We start from the raw sequence: 15,087 nt of genomic DNA, 5'->3' as shown, positions 1-15,087 counted from the left end.
TTTGACCACATACTGCATGGGGCTACTTTTCCGGCAGGAGGTGGCCCCATGCGTCGACTTTTGCTTGCAGTTTCCCTGAGTGCCGGTCTGGCAACAGCCGCAGTTGCCCAAAGTGGCGACATCGAAGCCAATATCGCGGCACAGATTGAAGCCTTCAAGGCCGATGACTTCGCCACGGCCTTCACCTTCGCCAGCCCCAACATCCAGACAATGTTCCGCACGCCCGAGAATTTTGGCGCGATGGTGCGCAACGGCTATCCAATGGTCTGGCGCCCGGCTGAGATCCGATTTCTGGAATTGCGGCAGATCTCAGGGTTCTGGTGGCAGAAAGTGATGGTGGTGGATGCGAACGGCCGGGTTCACATCCTGGACTATCAGATGGTCCAGCTGGAAAACGGCTGGAAGATCAACGGGGTGCAGCTGCTTGGCAATTCCGACCCGTCGGCCTGATGCAACACCCACCGTCACGATGATATGAGCGACGGTTAATCCCTTTTCGATACTCAGACCAGCGTGTCCGGGCGGCTTCCGGATCCGGAATTTGGCATGCGCCATAGCCTGAAGAGTGGGCGCGTTTGGGAAAGGGTATTCAATGAACAAGGCAATCACCGACGGCATCGTTTTCACGCCGCCGCAATTCGCGAATGGTCTGGATGTGTGGTCCAGCGGCGATGGCACTCCGGGCTCACCGACCTATGACGGGTCTGGAACGGGAGTGTTCGTGCCTGCAGATGCGGAGTTTGGCGGTTGTCTTGAGATACTGAAGGTCAACGCCACGCAGCAACTGCGGTACATGGGGCAGACGCCGCTTCTGCCGGGCTGCTATTTGCAGATCAAGGCGCGGGTCAAAGCGATCAGCGGGCCATTGCCGCAGGTCCGGATCGCTGGATGGGCCGGAGGGGCCGGCGACGTGCACCTTTCCGGACTGACCGAACAGGGCCCGGCCATCCAGCTGTCGGGCTATGGCGTGGTGCACGAGGTCACCGCCATCGTCGGGATTGGGCAGCGGCCGGGCGTGGACATGCCTTGGGGCATTTCGGCGCTATACGGGCATTTCGGCCTCGATATCGAGGGGGCAAACGGCGCGCTCGTTCGGATCGATGATATCGAAATTACCGATGTCACCGGGGTCTTCTTGCGCGACATGATCAGCCTTGTGGACGTGCGGGACTATGGCGCGTTGGGAGATGGTGTGACCGACGACTCGGCCGCGTTCGAGGCGGCAGACCAAGCCGCGAGAGGTCGCCGCATCTATGTGCCGCAGGGAACCTACCACCTGGCACAGGATGTTGGGCTGGACGCAGAGGTCGACTTTGAGGGCACGGTCACGATGCCTGATGACAAGATGCTTCTTCTGACCAAGAATTTCGATCTGCCGACTTACATCTCCGCCTTCGGCGATGAAGCCCTGGCCTTCAAAAAGGCGTTTCAGGCGCTGTTGAACAACTCGGATCATGAATCGCTGGACCTGGGCGGCCGCAAGATCTCGGTGTCCGAGCCGATCGACATGCAGGCCGCCGTACCCAATCGCGGCAGCTACTCCACTCGCCGCGTGATCCGCAACGGGCAGTTCGACGTCAAGAGCAGCGCCTCATGGGACACCGAGACCTTTACCTCTGTCGCAACATACGATCTGGCGGATCCTTACAAGTTGTCCGGTGTGGCCAACGTGGCCAATATCCCGCTCGGGTCGTTGGTTCAGGGCAGCGGCGTTGGACGTGAGATCTATGTTCGGTCCAAGGATGAAGGTGCCGGTGAGATCACCTTGAACGCACCTATCTATGATGCGGCTGGCACGCAGACATTCACGTTCGTTGCTTTCAAGTACCTGTTGGATTTCTCGGGCTTCAGTGCGCTCCAGAAATTCGCCATGGAAGACATCGAGTTTCAATGCAACGGGCGCTGCAGCGCGATCCGCCTGTCGCCGGGCGGGAACACGTTCGTTTTGAAGAACTGCTTTGTCAGCCGTCCGTTGGATCGCGGCATCACTTCAATCGGGGTGGGGTGCCAGGGCATGTTGATCGACGGTTGCCAGTTCCTGTCCAGTGAAGAGTCTCTGGACGTGCCCGACCGCAGTTCGATTGCCATCAACGCCAATGCCAACGACGTCAAGCTGCGCCACAACCGCGCCGTTCGATTCCACCACTTCGCGGTTCTGGGCGGAGACAACAACCTGGTTCTGGGCAACCACTTCTTTCAGGGCGGCAGCGTGCCGAACGGTGTGCGCAATGCGGGTTTGGTGATGATCGGGGCCTACAACAGTTCTTCGATCGCCGACAATTATATCGACAACTGTTTCATCGAGTGGAGCAATGAGCGCGATGCCGAACCCGACTACACCTCGGGCTATTCCTTCAGCGCCATGAGCATCACCGACAACATCTTCTATTCAAGTGACGTTGCCCCGTGGTTCGCCTATATCGTCGTGCGCCCGCATGGCGTCGGGCATTTTTTGAACGGAATGACGGTCACGGGCAACAAGTTCCGAACGGCGAACGGGTCAATCGACCGCGTGGACAAGGTTGATACAACTTTTGCCGATCTGAATCCTGATCGGCATGTGAATGTCACGTTCGCAGACAACACGTATCACAACGTGACACTCAAGACCGCGAACCCGCTGCGGGTCCGACACGAACAGAATACGGCGGCCTCTGCCTGGACGGTGGACTCGGATGGTGCATTCCCCTTTAGTGGGCAGGCCCGCAGCTGTGACAGCGTCGTCGTGCTGGACGGGCTGAGAACCGCCTTTGGAACTCTGCGCTATACGGCCCCCTATGTTCAGTTGCAGCAAGGGACGAACCAGGACCAGATCAAGTTGCGTTGGTCCGAGGCCTTGAGTGGTGAAGTTTCGGTGATCATGCGGATCGAGGTCTGATCCGTGTCGGCCGGTCGCTTTTGGGGCGGCCGGCGCGCAGCATTCAGAACTCGCGCCACAGCGCGAATCTCAGGCCTGGCCTGTCCCGGGTGGCGTTGCGCTCGACCCCGATTATCCAGGTGTTGGGGCCGCTTTCGGATCGAAACATCGCCGAGGGTCGCGCGCTCCAATAGAGCGGGCGGCCAGGTACATAGGACGTTTCGATCTGGAGCAGGGGATTGACCCGACGGTGCGACGACAAACCCACTGTCAGGTCCAGTTTTCGGATCAGAGCGTCATGGCTTCGGTACTCCAGCGCGGCATCAGCCGCCAGCCAGCCACTGCCATATCGGGCCTGAAATCCTTTGCCCCAAGACAGGGTTGCCTTGTACATCGCCCATGCGCGGGTTTCACGGTGATGCGCGCCGACACCCAACTCGGCCGCCAGACGCCCACCGTTGGAAAATTCGGCAACCGGTAGGCGCGCAAACACCACGGCGTGACCGTAGAGTTCTTGATGCTCTTCCGCGTCCAAACCCAGCGTCAGATTTGGGCGCATTCCCCATTCCCCATAGAGCGAGGACTTGAAGCGGATGCCCTTCCCGGGCTCGGAAAACGCCGTCAGGGCCAACGATGTGAACGAGGCGCCTTCTTCACGAAGCCATGCCCCGGCCAAGGCCGGAGTCGAAAACACAAGACTTGCACACAGGAAGGCGATCAGGCGGTCCATTTGCGCAGGATCATCAACCTTGGTTAACGGAAGGTTAGCGCTCGGTTCATTTTTCGGAAACTTTTTCGCGCCAGCTCAACGAAAGGCAGGACGTTTGAATAACCTGTGCTAGGCTTGGGTCAGACAAGGGAGATGACCGATGCCGAAGATATCAAAAGACGCCAGTGTTCAGACCGTTATCACCACTTTCGAAATGACCCCCGGAACCTGCCAGGACCTGCTGGAAGCGTTGACCGACGCCTATGCGAACTTCATTTCCAAGCAGCCCGGTTTTGTCGCGGCCGGACTGCATGTCAACGATGCCCAGACCCGCATCGCGAACTATTCGCAGTGGGAGCGGCGGGAAGACTTTCTGGCCATGCTGCGAACGCCTGAAATGCGCGAGCGCAACCGCAAGATCAACGAATTATGCAAAAGCTTCGAGCCGGTGATGTACGACGTGGCCGAAACATTTGACTGATCCTGACCTGAATCAAGGTCAGAAGACTTTGGCTACTGCTATCTGAACGCGAAACTCAAGGAGGCGCCAGCCATGTATCATAATATTCTTGTCCCGATTTCCTTCGATGCCGAGCGTGACACGTCGGGGCCGCTGAAACTGGCCAAGCTGTTGGCGACGCCAGATGCCAAAGTGACCCTGTTGCATGTTGTCGAGCATATTCCGGACTACGCAATCTCTTACATGCCGGCCGAATACCTGACCGAAGCGCGGCGCGCGATCCAGGATGAGCTGAACATTCTGGCCGCCAAGCTGCCGAACGCAAAGGGCGTTGTGGTCGAGGGCCATTCGGGGCGCACGATTCTGGATTGGGCGGAAACCAACAAACCTGACCTGATCATTATGGCGTCGCACCGACCGGGGATGCAGGATCTGTTGCTCGGCTCGACCGCGACACATGTGGTGCGCCACGCCAGTTGCGCAGTTCACGTCGTTCGCTGATTTGATGGCGGGCAAAGGTCTTCGCGTGTCATCTTCCACGCTTTGCCGAACCCGCCATTGAGAAGCCCATCGACAATCTCGAAACGCACAAAACGGAAATCTGCGAAGTCGATATATAGTCCGGCCTTCGGACGCTGTGACAAGTAGCTTGCCCGAAGCGCGGTATGCTCCTCGGTCGCCCGTGGGATCGGGCGCGCCGTGCAGTGCAGGGTCAGCCGGGGATGGGTCAGTGGATCACCTTTGTCAGCGGGCTCGCCGATCAGCAACGCGCAGGCCGGATTTGCCTCCAACGCGCGTGAGTGCTCCGCCAGATCCGAGATCAGGGTGAGCGGCCATCCAGCACTGTCGGTGGCCAGTGCGATGCGGCTGATCGACGGCAGTCCGTTGTCCGGATGTACCACGGCAAGCGCAGCAAAACGGGCCTGCGTGATAAGATCAAGGGCCAGTTCCCGCGCAGTCTTGTCGACCGGTTGAAATGGGTTTCGAGTGTTCACGTGGCGCCCTCGCTGGATTGCGTCATTCCGATGCCTCGGCTTTGCCACATAGTTGGTGTATCGCCAAGTTTATGAAGCTGAAGACAACCGTATACAACGAACCCGCACCAGATCCGCGCTTGGCACGTCGGCAGCGCAAGGCTGATGCCCTGCGCCGACATGCGCTGTCCCCGCTGCGCATTCTGCTGATGGTGCTGGCCCTGCCGCTGACGACTGGGATGATCGCGCTGGGCGTATATCTCCGGACCTCGGATCTGGAGCGGACCGAAGCCGTGATGCACCTTGTGGCGCTGGCTGGTTGCGACGCGGCTCGCTCCGTTGGTCTTGGACCGATGCGCGAGGGACAGCTTGGGTACCACAAACGCAACGACCCTGACGGCGACGGGATCGCATGCGAGTCCAGTGTCCGGGCCGCGACGCGGTCGGCTGTGCCGGTCCAGGCTCCTGCGTCCACGCAAAGCGCGGCGCCCAAACCCCGGGCTGTCGGAAACGCCAAATTTGTCCGCCCGTGACGGTCCTTGAAGACGCCTATCTTCATGGTTGAACCTTTTCTCGCAGATGACCGCGTTGCCTGTGTCCCTGCGTGATTTGGGCAGGACGTGGTAGGATCATACCGTCCGCTGGCAGTTTGCCGCGGTTCGGGGTCTGGACCCCATGCGAGGGAGGACAACCATGTTTGCACGCGTTACCCAGTTCAAGATGAAGCCCGGCACCCGTGAGGCCGCCACGGCCCGAATGAACGATCTTAAGGATCAGATCATGGGCATGCCCGGTATGCACTGCTTTACGAATGTGATGAACGAGGATGGCAGCGGCTATGTGATCTCGGTTGTCGAAAGCGAGGCGACATCAAACGCAAACGCCCCCAAGGTTGCCGAGTTGTGGGGCCAGTTTGCCGAGTATCTTGAAGGACCTCCGACGCCGATGGGGTATGATGTCATCGCCCATTGGGAAAAGGGGTGACATCGGCCGCCACCCGGGGATGGCCTGATGCCTTACAAGATCACACCGCGTATTGCCGCCGAGCTTATCGCGCACGAAGCGATCGTGCGCGAGGCCTATCTGGATTCCGTTGATGTCTGGACCTGGAGTGTGGGGATCACGTCGGCCTCGGGCCACACGGTCTGGCCGCGTTATCTGGACAACCCCCAGACCTTGCGGCGCTGTTTTGAAGTGTATGAGTGGGCTATCCGCACCAACTATCTGCCTGCGGTGGAAACGGCCTTTGCCGGCCACGCCCTGACCGAGGCGCAGTTGGGCGCGGCCTTGTCCTTTCACTACAACACCGGGGCCATAGACCGGGCCGTTTGGGTGCGCAGGTGGAAGGCCGGAGATGTGGCCGGTGCTCGACGCGCGATCATGTATTGGCGGCGGCCGCCTGAAATACGCCCACGGCGGCGCAAGGAGCGCGCTCTGTTCTTCGATGGCGTCTGGTCGGGCACGGGCACCGGAACCGAGTACCAGGTGCGAAAACCGTCCTATCGGCCAGACTGGTCCAGCGCGGCGACGGTTCAAATCGGCGACGTTCTGCAAGACCTGTTTGGTTAGGCCCGACAGGTCATGCTTGCTTGCGAAATCCTTGCCGGCCCGTCAGGATCGGCGTCATGACCCGAGACGAATTCAACGCCTTCTGCGCCTCTCTCAAGGCCACGAGCCACGTCGTGCAGTGGGGCAATGCGGATGTGTGGAAGGTGGGTGGCAAGGTGTTCGCGATCTGCGGATGGAACGACGGCAAGGACGCCTTTACCTTCAAGGCCACCGACCTGGCCTATGAGGTGCTGCAGGATCAGCCCGGCATCCGGCCCGCGCCCTATCTGGCCTCGCGCGGCATGAAATGGCTGCAGGTTTACGACGAACGCGGGATGAGCGACGCGTCCCTGCGCGACCACATCGTGACGTCCTACGAGATGGTCGTGGCCAAGCTGACGAAAAAGATGCGGGCCGAGCTGGGGCTTTAGCCCTTCATCGCCTGCAGCAGTTCGATCAGCCGCTTGCGGTCATCGTCATCGGCATAGTCGCCCGCGGCCAACCGTTCGGCGATGCGCAGGCGCAGACGCTCGTGCTGGGTGCGCACCTCTTCGCCCGCGGTTTCGGCCAGCGTCTTCATGATCGTCGCCACCGCCTGCTGGCGCTTGGTGGTGGGGTTGGCGATGTAGTCGACCAGGCTCTGTTGCCCGGAATCGAGGATGTTTTCGGCCAGCGCCCGCAATTGCTCGCCATTGGGCAGCAGCGGGGCGGGGGTGCCTTCGGGCGGCAGGATCTCGGGCGCGCTGCGCGGGGTTTCAGCCAGGGCATTGGCGCCGTCGACGAAGGCCTCGGTGATCATCCGGGTGATCTTGATCGCGCGCGGGTCTTTGAACAGGGTCGAGGCGATGGCCACGCCGTAATCGGTATAGACCCACGGATTGACCCGCCGCCCGCCGCGGCCTTTGGGCTTTGAAATCACATTCCGTGATGTCAAATCGGCCACCTCGGCATCGGTCAGCTGAAAGCGGTAGCCTTCGAACAGGTCCTTGTTGCGCGAGACGGCCTGATTGAAGGCGCTGACGGATTTTCCGTAGAACCGCGCCAAGTCCTCGGCCAGCACCACGCGGGTGCCACGCACCCGGTGAATGGCGCTTTGGACCTCATGCGTGCTGGGCAAGGTGTTCGTCATGGCAACCGTTTGGAATCACAATTTGTGATTTCAAACGTGGAGGAGGGTGGGGAAGGGTGCAAGGGTGGAGGTGTGTAGGATGGGTGATTTCACCCATCATGGTGCGTCATCGGAATAGACGGGTGCGAGCACCCATCCTACACTTGCTTGGTCAATTGTCGCTAAGGAGCTTGTCGTTAGGGAAGCGCTTTTCCCATGTTTCGACTAAAAACAAAGCGGTTGATGTAGCTGTACTGACGGCAAGGCGTGCTATCCTTGGATCTAACCTTCTAAACCCGCGCTCTCTTCCATGAGCCGTTCCAGCATGAGTACGCAGTGCTCCAATGCCCTGAACGGTATTAAACAACGCACTGAGTACGGTTCTTACGTCTGCTTCGATTTTTGTGTCAGCTATGTCCTTGTTAGGTGACAATCCAAGCGGTTCACGAACTTCTTTGTACAGAGACTTAATATCCAAGCTTCTCGGGAGTTCCATTTGCCTTGAGATTAATACCGAGCGACACACACTCTCAAGCATAGAGCACGCCGCTGTGACGGCTGCTTCAGGATCTTTTTCCAAGTTTTCAAACGCCCTTTGAAACTCTCTTTCCACAGTATCAAGCGTCCACTCTGCACTGATCCTCATCAAGTGCGGTGCAGCAGAATGGCTAGGAAGTGCTGCAAGCTCAGGGATTAGTTTTTCAAAAGGTAAGTCCTCCAAGGCGGCAGAGTTTAGCAGCGCCTCGACATACTCAGGGTTGGAGCTCCATGCGTCTGATTGCAGTGATTGCGTCGCTCTTTCAATCTCGTCATCGCGTTCCGAATTTTTCTGTTTCCAAAGTAGATTCAATAACTCAATTACTAGATGCGGGGGCGACAACTCTATGAATGCAAGAAGCCGGTTGAATTTGGACGTGCCCTTCTCACTAAATGCGTCTGAATAGATGTTAATCTCAAAGTGGTCGTCGAAAAATTCTGCAAAAGTTTTGTTCGAAAAGTTTAAAACGTACCCTGGTTTAGGACAAAACCAATCTCGAATTTGATCTCTTTGGTAATGTTTTAACTTTGCCATACAACGCTCTACCTCTTCCGTCGCTTCACATTCCCACCCCGTTGCCCCGGTCGTCCAGCCGTTGAACGACCACGCGATTTCACCGCGTCTTCCGAGGCTTTCTCGACCGCCCATTGACGCGCCATGGGGTCGTCGGCGACGGCCAGGTCGACCGCCTCGAGCCGCTTGATCTCATCCCGGATGCGGGCGGCCTCTTCGAATTCCAGGTTCTCGGCCGCCTTGCGCATCTGGTCGCGCAACCCGTCCAGATGGGCCTCGAGATTGGCGCCGTGCATCGGTTTGTCGATGGTGGCGGTGACGCGGTTCATGTCCACGTCGCCCTGATAGAGACCGGCCAAGACGTCATCGACATTCTTCTTCACCGTCTCGGGCGTGATGCCGTGTTCCTCGTTATAGGCGATCTGCTTGGCGCGGCGGCGGTTGGTTTCCTCCAGCGCGCGCTCCATGCTGCCGGTGATGCGGTCGGCATACATGATCACGCGGCCTTCGGCGTTGCGGGCGGCGCGGCCGATGGTCTGGATCAGCGAGGTTTCCGATCGCAGGAAGCCCTCTTTGTCCGCGTCAAGAATGGCGACCAGCCCGCATTCGGGAATGTCGAGCCCCTCGCGCAGCAGGTTGATGCCCACCAGCACGTCGAAAGCCCCCAGCCGCAGGTCGCGCAGGATTTCGATCCGCTCGATCGTGTCGATGTCGGAATGCATGTAGCGGACCTTGATGCCCTGCTCATGCATGTATTCGGTCAGGTCCTCGGCCATGCGTTTGGTCAGCGTGGTGACCAGCGTGCGGAACCCCTTGGCCGAGACCTTGCGCACCTCGTCCAACAGGTCGTCGACCTGCATCTCGACGGGGCGGATTTCAACCTCGGGGTCCAGCAGACCCGTGGGGCGGATCACCTGTTCGGTGAAGACGCCGCCGGTCTGCTCCAGTTCCCACTTGGCCGGGGTGGCGCTGACAAAGACCGACTGCGGGCGCATGGCGTCCCATTCCTCGAACTTGAGGGGACGGTTGTCCATGCAGGAGGGCAGGCGGAACCCGTGTTCGGCCAGCGTAAATTTCCGCCGGTAGTCGCCGCGATACATGCCGCCGATCTGCGGCACGGATACGTGGGATTCGTCGGCAAAGACGATGGCGTTGTCGGGGATGAATTCGAACAGGGTCGGGGGCGGCTCGCCCGGTGCGCGGCCGGTCAGATAGCGCGAGTAGTTCTCGATCCCGTTGCAGACGCCGGTGGCTTCGAGCATTTCTAGGTCGAAATTTGTGCGCTGTTCCAGCCGCTGCGCTTCCAGCAGTTTGCCCTCGCCCACCAGCTGATCCAGCCGTTGGCGCAGTTCCTTTTTGATGCCGAGGATCGCCTGCTGCATCGTCGGTTTCGGCGTGACGTAGTGCGAGTTCGCGTAGACGCGGATCTGCTCCATCGTGTCGGTGCGCTCGCCGGTCAGGGGGTCGAACTCGGTGATCGCCTCCAGTTCCTCGCCGAAGAACGAGAGTTTCCACGCGCGGTCTTCCAGGTGGGCGGGCCAGATTTCCAGGGAATCGCCCCGCACCCGGAAGCTGCCGCGCTGGAAGGCCTGATCGTTGCGGCGGTATTGCTGGGCCACCAGATCGGCCATCACCTGCCGCTGGTCGTATTCGTTCCCGACCTTCAGATCCTGCGTCATCGCCCCGTAGGTCTCGACCGATCCAATGCCGTATATGCACGACACCGAGGCCACGATGATCACGTCGTCGCGTTCCAGCAGCGCCCGGGTGGCCGAGTGGCGCATCCGGTCGATCTGTTCGTTGATCTGCGATTCCTTCTCGATATAGGTATCGCTGCGCGGCACATAGGCCTCGGGCTGGTAGTAGTCGTAGTACGAGACGAAATACTCGACCGCGTTGTCCGGGAAGAAGCCTTTGAACTCGCCGTAAAGCTGGGCCGCCAGCGTCTTGTTGGGGGCCAGGATGATGGCGGGGCGCTGGGTTTCCTCGATCACCTTGGCCATGGTGAAGGTCTTGCCGGTGCCCGTGGCACCCAGCAGCACCTGATCGCGCTCGCCGTCCAGGACACCGGCGGCGAGTTCCTTGATGGCCGTTGGCTGGTCACCCGCCGGTGCAAACTCCGTATGCATGACGAACCGCTTGCCGCCCTCGAGCTTCAGGCGGGCGCGGACATCGTCGACGGTCAGCTGGGTTTTGTCAGAATGTGCATAGGGCATCGGCAGGCTCCGCTTGGGCTTCTTACATTTGTTCTTATTTTGTCCGCATGCAACCCCTGCAGCGCCGGTCATTTGCATGGCCCTGCGGCATTTGCAATCTTGTCCCCGCCCGCACTCTGACGCATAAACGGTCGCGACCAACCGAGTATGGAGAGGCGACATGCGCGCACGGATTTACCAGCCTGCAAGAAATGCGATGACGTCGGGTATGGCCAAGACCCGCAAATGGGTTTTGGAATTCGCGCCTGCGTCGGCGCGCGAGGTTGATCCGCTGATGGGCTGGACATCGTCTTCGGACACGCAATCCCAGGTTCGCCTGAAGTTCGACACCAAGGAAGAAGCGTTGGACTATGCCAAGGATCATGGCATCGAAGTTCTGGTCAGCGAACCGCACAAGCGCAAACCCAACCTGCGCCAGCGCGGGTATGGCGAGAATTTTGCAACAGACCGCCGCGGTCCCTGGACCCACTGAATGATTGACATCCGCGAGGCGGATCCGACTTCGGCTGCCCTGCGGCCGGTGGTCGAGGCGCATTTCGCGCACAGCGAAACCGCGGGACCCGCCGAAAGCAATCACACAATGGATGCCGAGGCGCTCTCTGGGCCGGATATTCGGTTCTGGGCCCTGTTCGACGACGACGAGCCTGTGGGGTGCGGCGCATTGAAGGCTTTGCCGGACGGGACGGCCGAGGTGAAGTCCGTCCATATCCTGGCCAAAGCACGTGGGCGCGGGTTGGCGCGGACGATGATGAACCACCTGGCCGAAAGCGCCCGCGCCGACGGAATCTCTGCTCTGGTTCTGGAAACCGGCGCTGCCCATCTGGCCGAGTACGACGCCGCACGCAAACTCTATGAAGCGTTGGGATACAGCTATTGCGGTCCGATCTTTGGGTATCACGACGATCCCAACAGCGCGTTCATGCGCTTGGCTCTTGAACCCCGGCTCTAAACCGATCAAGAAGGGCCCAGCGGTCCCGTAGCTCAACTGGATAGAGCAGCTGACTTCTAATCAGCAGGTTGAGGGTTCGAGTCCTTCCGGGATCGCCAGTTACTGATCCAAGTGACGTTCGAGATCCAAAGTCGGTTTTTGCGACAAAAAAGCGGTTTTTTGGAATTGCGCTCGAACCTGCTTTGCCTTTAGCGCTGATCTTTCAACGGCTTATTCGCGATGCGGCGGTTCATTCAATCTGACCGGGTCCGATAGCACAGCCGCAAGCCGTTGCCTGATCATCTGGACCGGTATGCCGAAGTTTTGTCCCCAGGCGGGGACTGCACCCGCTGCGGCGGCAAAGCAAGCCGAAACCCTGATCGTGCAATGGCGTCTCCACTACACTACCGTCAGGCCACACAGCGCATTGGCTAACGTCCGCCTGCACCAGAAAGCATCGCCCGATGGACCGAAGGCCCGCGATGATCTTAAAATCGAACGGGCCACCTCAATTAGACAAGCCACAACACGAGACAACATGCGATTGATCCGAGGGACAGGCTCCCAACAACCAATTGCAAGTGGAAGCGAGATGCCGGTTGGGCGCTGTGCGCTTCCAATCGGGAATATACGCGGCGGGCGTTCATCCAGGCTCCCCAATAGATCAGCAGCGAGATCAACACAAAAAGAGTGGCTGCGGCTTTCGCCAGCCACTCGGGCTCGACGGCGGAAAATACGGCCTTGAGCCCAAGGGCGATGGCTACGCATGCCATTCCGGTTCTCATCCAGCCTGCAAATGTGCGCTCATTTGCCAAAATCGTGCGGTCTTCGGCCCAGTCGGTCCGCTCCTCGGCCAAGTTTTGGCTTTTCGTGTTTTTTCCAGACATTGCCGCCCTTTGGACTGGTCACCAGATTGAATTGTGCAGGCTTGCCGGTTTTTCGGCAAGCCTGCGCAAGACCTTAAACGCGCACGGTTGGGTCGCAAAACGACACACGCGCCCGGGCACCCCGTCAGCTTGATTTGGAGATCGCCCGCAGCATCCACGCTGCCTGCTCATGAAAAGCCGAACGTTCGGTCGCCAGATCTTCGGTCACGACGTCTTTGCGGCTTCCTGCAAGCTCGGTCAGGGCGTGCAGGCGGTGCGCCACTCGTTCGTGATCAGCAGCCAGATCTTCGATCATGTCGGCGGCGGACAGGTCCCCTTCGCGATCTTTGATGGCCGAGAATTCGAGGATGTCGGACATACGCGAGGGTGCCAGATGACCCAGCGCGCGGATGCGTTCCGCGATCTCATCAGCGGCGGCGAACATGTTTTCGTACTGTTCTTCGGTCAGCTTGTGAATCGAATAGAACAGCGGGCCCTCCACGTTCCAGTGATACGCATGTGTCTTGAAGGTCAGCCGGTAGGTATCGGCCAGAACATCAGCCAGACCCTTGGCCAAGGGCGCGGTGTCGCGCACGCCAGTGGAAACGGGGTTTTCGTTCGGGACAACGTTCAATGCGTCGGTCATGACAACTCCTTTTTTCTACTGGGGAAGAAACGTCCAAAACCGGATTTTGTTCCACTTTCGGCGGAAAAATCAGGTGACGGTGGGCATCCCGCCATCAGCGGAATAGTCGATTGACACCCGCAGCAAGGTCGGAACGGCGACGTCAGCCGCCGCCTGCAGCGCAGGAGCAAGTTTGCTGTGACTTTCGATATCGTGGTAGACCCAGCCAAAGGATCGGGCCAGTGACTCCCAATCGGGGTTGCCGAAGGAAAACTCGCGCGCACCTGGCTGTTTTTCGTCGATCAGACCATAGCCGTTGTCTTCCCAGATCAGAACGGTAATGGGCACGCACAACCGGGCCGCCGTCTCCATCTCCTGAACGTTCATCAGGAAGTCCCCATCACCACAAACGGCGATCACCCGACCCTCGTCCAACAGACGGGCAGCCTCAATCGCTCCGGGCAGCGCAAGGCCCATACCGGCCAGACCGTTCGGAATGATGATTTGACCCGCCCGGCGTGCTTGAACCTTGCTGGCGACCCAAAGCTTGTGCAGGCCAACGCCAGACAACAGAACGTCGCTGTCGCGAAGCGTTTCGGAAATCGCCTGACAAATGTCCGACGGCGCGACACAGGCGGCATCGGAAGCTGTTGGTCCACCTTCCAGCGAGGCTTCAATCCTCCGCTGGAGACCTTTGAACCAGCTTTGCGTGGGACGTTCGGCCGTGGCCTTCACCAGAACGTCGATGCAGTGCGGAAGGTCGCCTGTCAGAGCGGCCTTTACCGGCCAGTCCACATCAACAGTCGAGGCCACGTCCGAGATCTCGAGAACCGGCTTCTTACCGCCCATCGAGATGTTCGAGGGTGGATATTCAACCGGGTCAAACCCGATTGCAATGATCAGGTCGCACAGGTCGAAGGCTTCTGATGCCAATTCTTTGCCCGGCTGACCGATCGAATGCAGCGAGAGCGGGTGCCCCGGAGGCAGAACGCCTTTGGCCATGAATGTCGTGACGACCGGGGCAGACAGGCTTTCCGCAAGTGCCCGAACGTCGCTTGCGGTGCCGGATCGGATCACCCCGTGTCCTGCAAGGATCAAGGGCTTTTTCGCCTCAGCCAGCAGGCGCGCGGAACGGATGATCGCATCGGCTGCCGGTCGTACCTCCGCTGGCGGCGGGGCCACGAAAGGTTCGGCCAGAATCGGGACCTCGGCCAGATCTTCGGGCAGGGAAAGATGGACGGCTCCGGGTTTGTCGAGCTTGCTCAACCGCACGGCCTCGGCCACGACTTGGGGAATTTCATCCGCAACCATCAGCGTTCGGCTCAACTTGGTGACTGGCGCGAAGAGTGCTTCGAGATCGATGATCTGATGGCTTTCGCGGCCCAGCCTGGACCGCGCACCCTGTCCCGTGAGGGCGATCAGCGGCACATGGTCAAGCGTGGCGTCAGCCACACCGGTGACAAGGTTGGTCGCACCAGGTCCAAGTGTCGAGAGGCATACCGCCGGGTTCCCCGTCAATCGACCGTGAACCGATGCCATGAACGCCGCCGACTGCTCGTGCCGGCACAGGACGAAGTCGATGCTCGATTTGTCGAATGCGGCGATCAGATCGGTTGTTTCCTCACCCGGAACACCGAATGCACAGGTCACGCCGTTGGCTTCCAGGCAGGCAATCAGCAATTCGGCGGCTGTTTGGGTATGGACGGCATCTTTCATAGGGCTTTGAACCTCGGGGTACTGTTTCA

At 59.5% G+C, this 15,087-nt stretch carries 18 protein-coding genes and 1 tRNA gene; 11 read left to right on the top strand and 8 right to left on the bottom strand.

Translation table 11 applies throughout. The annotated features are described in order from the left end of the window. The first annotated feature begins 48 nt into the window (after positions 1-48). Together ACR0EF_RS15065 and ACR0EF_RS15060 are read left to right on the top strand one after the other, a co-directional pair. A complete protein-coding gene (locus tag ACR0EF_RS15065) occupies positions 49-450 on the top strand; it encodes a DUF4864 domain-containing protein (protein WP_170343260.1) in 402 nt (133 codons plus the stop codon). Positions 451-592: 142 nt separating this feature from the next. Further along, positions 593-2,878: a glycosyl hydrolase family 28-related protein gene (locus tag ACR0EF_RS15060; protein WP_170373040.1), complete on the top strand. Its 2,286-nt coding sequence runs from the start codon at positions 593-595 to the stop codon at positions 2,876-2,878. Positions 2,879-2,921: 43 nt separating this feature from the next. Here the strand turns inward: ACR0EF_RS15060 and ACR0EF_RS15055 are convergent, their stop codons facing one another. Further along, complete coding sequence (locus ACR0EF_RS15055) at positions 2,922-3,587, bottom strand: hypothetical protein (protein WP_170373039.1); 666 nt, start codon at positions 3,585-3,587, stop codon at positions 2,922-2,924. Positions 3,588-3,726: 139 nt separating this feature from the next. Here ACR0EF_RS15055 and ACR0EF_RS15050 point away from each other — a divergent pair, with 139 nt between their 5' ends. Together ACR0EF_RS15050 and ACR0EF_RS15045 are read left to right on the top strand one after the other, a co-directional pair. Further along, positions 3,727-4,047 carry an antibiotic biosynthesis monooxygenase family protein gene (locus ACR0EF_RS15050; RefSeq protein WP_093963400.1) on the top strand — a complete coding sequence of 107 codons (321 nt, stop codon included), beginning with the start codon at positions 3,727-3,729 and terminating at the stop codon, positions 4,045-4,047. A 72-nt stretch (positions 4,048-4,119) separates the two neighbouring features. Continuing rightward, complete coding sequence (locus ACR0EF_RS15045; RefSeq protein WP_093963399.1) at positions 4,120-4,527, top strand: universal stress protein; 408 nt, start codon at positions 4,120-4,122, stop codon at positions 4,525-4,527. Here ACR0EF_RS15045 and ACR0EF_RS15040 read toward each other — a convergent pair. Continuing rightward, positions 4,512-5,021: a HugZ family pyridoxamine 5'-phosphate oxidase gene (locus ACR0EF_RS15040; RefSeq protein WP_170373038.1), complete on the bottom strand. Its 510-nt coding sequence runs from the start codon at positions 5,019-5,021 to the stop codon at positions 4,512-4,514. The genes ACR0EF_RS15045 and ACR0EF_RS15040 overlap by 16 nt on opposite strands. Positions 5,022-5,092: 71 nt before the next feature. Here ACR0EF_RS15040 and ACR0EF_RS15035 point away from each other — a divergent pair, with 71 nt between their 5' ends. The 4 genes from ACR0EF_RS15035 (at position 5,093) to ACR0EF_RS15020 (ending at position 6,979) form a co-directional block, all read left to right on the top strand. After that, a complete protein-coding gene (locus tag ACR0EF_RS15035) occupies positions 5,093-5,533 on the top strand; it encodes an excalibur calcium-binding domain-containing protein (protein WP_170342067.1) in 441 nt (146 codons plus the stop codon). A gap of 160 nt (positions 5,534-5,693) precedes the next feature. Continuing rightward, positions 5,694-5,984, top strand: coding sequence for a hypothetical protein (locus ACR0EF_RS15030; protein WP_170365278.1), 291 nt, complete (start codon positions 5,694-5,696; stop codon positions 5,982-5,984). A 27-nt stretch (positions 5,985-6,011) separates the two neighbouring features. Continuing rightward, positions 6,012-6,569 carry a lysozyme gene (locus ACR0EF_RS15025; protein WP_170367709.1) on the top strand — a complete coding sequence of 186 codons (558 nt, stop codon included), beginning with the start codon at positions 6,012-6,014 and terminating at the stop codon, positions 6,567-6,569. 56 nt (positions 6,570-6,625) lie between these two features. Further along, a complete protein-coding gene (locus ACR0EF_RS15020; protein WP_170342062.1) occupies positions 6,626-6,979 on the top strand; it encodes an MmcQ/YjbR family DNA-binding protein in 354 nt (117 codons plus the stop codon). Here ACR0EF_RS15020 and ACR0EF_RS15015 read toward each other — a convergent pair. The 3 genes from ACR0EF_RS15015 to uvrB form a co-directional block, all read right to left on the bottom strand. Next, positions 6,976-7,677, bottom strand: a complete 702-nt coding sequence (locus ACR0EF_RS15015) for an ORF6N domain-containing protein (protein WP_170373037.1) — start codon at positions 7,675-7,677, stop codon at positions 6,976-6,978. The genes ACR0EF_RS15020 and ACR0EF_RS15015 overlap by 4 nt on opposite strands. Positions 7,678-7,828: 151 nt before the next feature. After that, on the bottom strand, positions 7,829-8,728 hold the full coding sequence (locus tag ACR0EF_RS15010) for an abortive infection family protein (protein WP_170373036.1): 900 nt from the start codon (positions 8,726-8,728) through the stop codon (positions 7,829-7,831). A gap of 8 nt (positions 8,729-8,736) precedes the next feature. Continuing rightward, positions 8,737-10,923: an excinuclease ABC subunit UvrB gene (gene uvrB / locus ACR0EF_RS15005; protein ID WP_170373035.1), complete on the bottom strand. Its 2,187-nt coding sequence runs from the start codon at positions 10,921-10,923 to the stop codon at positions 8,737-8,739. Positions 10,924-11,083: 160 nt separating this feature from the next. Here uvrB and ACR0EF_RS15000 point away from each other — a divergent pair, with 160 nt between their 5' ends. The 3 genes from ACR0EF_RS15000 (at position 11,084) to ACR0EF_RS14990 (ending at position 11,970) form a co-directional block, all read left to right on the top strand. Beyond that, on the top strand, positions 11,084-11,395 hold the full coding sequence (locus ACR0EF_RS15000; protein ID WP_093963390.1) for an ETC complex I subunit: 312 nt from the start codon (positions 11,084-11,086) through the stop codon (positions 11,393-11,395). Then, complete coding sequence (locus ACR0EF_RS14995; protein ID WP_170373034.1) at positions 11,396-11,872, top strand: GNAT family N-acetyltransferase; 477 nt, start codon at positions 11,396-11,398, stop codon at positions 11,870-11,872. A 21-nt stretch (positions 11,873-11,893) separates the two neighbouring features. After that, positions 11,894-11,970, top strand: a tRNA-Arg gene (locus ACR0EF_RS14990). A gap of 393 nt (positions 11,971-12,363) precedes the next feature. Here ACR0EF_RS14990 and ACR0EF_RS14985 read toward each other — a convergent pair. The 3 genes from ACR0EF_RS14985 to ACR0EF_RS14975 form a co-directional block, all read right to left on the bottom strand. Continuing rightward, positions 12,364-12,738 carry a YidH family protein gene (locus tag ACR0EF_RS14985; RefSeq protein ID WP_170360284.1) on the bottom strand — a complete coding sequence of 125 codons (375 nt, stop codon included), beginning with the start codon at positions 12,736-12,738 and terminating at the stop codon, positions 12,364-12,366. Between the two features lie 124 nt (positions 12,739-12,862). After that, positions 12,863-13,363, bottom strand: coding sequence for a Dps family protein (locus tag ACR0EF_RS14980; RefSeq protein ID WP_170373033.1), 501 nt, complete (start codon positions 13,361-13,363; stop codon positions 12,863-12,865). Between the two features lie 69 nt (positions 13,364-13,432). Next, positions 13,433-15,058, bottom strand: a complete 1,626-nt coding sequence (locus tag ACR0EF_RS14975) for an acetolactate synthase large subunit (RefSeq protein WP_170373032.1) — start codon at positions 15,056-15,058, stop codon at positions 13,433-13,435. Positions 15,059-15,087: the final 29 nt, after the last annotated feature.

The sequence above is a fragment of the Ruegeria sp. CG8 genome, assembly GCF_056537165.1.
The sequence above is the reverse complement of the archived record's forward strand: the minus strand, read 5'-3'. Positions and strand labels throughout refer to the sequence as shown.